Raw genomic sequence first — 566 nt, forward strand, 5'->3', positions numbered from 1 at the left:
CCGTGCCGCCGCGCATCGCATCGCCGCCGCCGTGCTGCGCCGCCTGGGCAGCCTGGACGCGGTGCTGGAGCCCTTCCTGCGCCGGGAGCCGCCGCCGGAAGTGCGGCAGGTGCTGCGCATCGGCGCCGCCGAGCTGTTGCTGCTGGCCACGCCCCCGCATGCGGCGGTGGCGAGCTGCGTGGACCTGGTGCCCCGCCCCTTCGCCGGGCTGGTGAATGCCGTGCTGCGCAAGGTGGGCGCCGAGGGCGCCGCCGCCCTGGAAGACCTGGATGGCGAGCGGCTGGACACCCCCGGCTGGCTCTGGACCGCCTGGCACAAGGCCTATGGCCCCGGCGTGCGCGCCATTGCCCGCGCCCACCGCCTGCCGGCGCCGCTGGACCTTTCCCTGAAGGCCGGCACCGCTCTGCCGGAAGGCGCCATCCTGCTGCCTACCGGCACCGTGCGCCTGCCGGCCGGCACCCGCATCACCGAGCTGCCCGCCTTTATCGATGGCGCCGCCTGGGCCCAGGATGCCGCCGCCGCCCTGCCGGCCCGCCTGCTGGCCGCCCGCGCCGGTGAGCGCGTGG

Annotated in this window: 1 protein-coding gene; it reads left to right on the forward strand. The window is 77.4% G+C overall.

What is annotated here, in order from left to right; genetic code table 11:
• Nucleotides 1–566 (forward strand): transcription antitermination factor NusB (locus IBL25_RS26570; RefSeq protein WP_275296080.1); only part of this gene is annotated, 566 nt, incomplete at both ends.

Origin of the sequence: Pseudoroseomonas ludipueritiae, from assembly GCF_014490445.1 — a bacterium.
In the GTDB taxonomy this organism is placed as follows: domain Bacteria; phylum Pseudomonadota; class Alphaproteobacteria; order Acetobacterales; family Acetobacteraceae; genus Pseudoroseomonas; species Pseudoroseomonas ludipueritiae.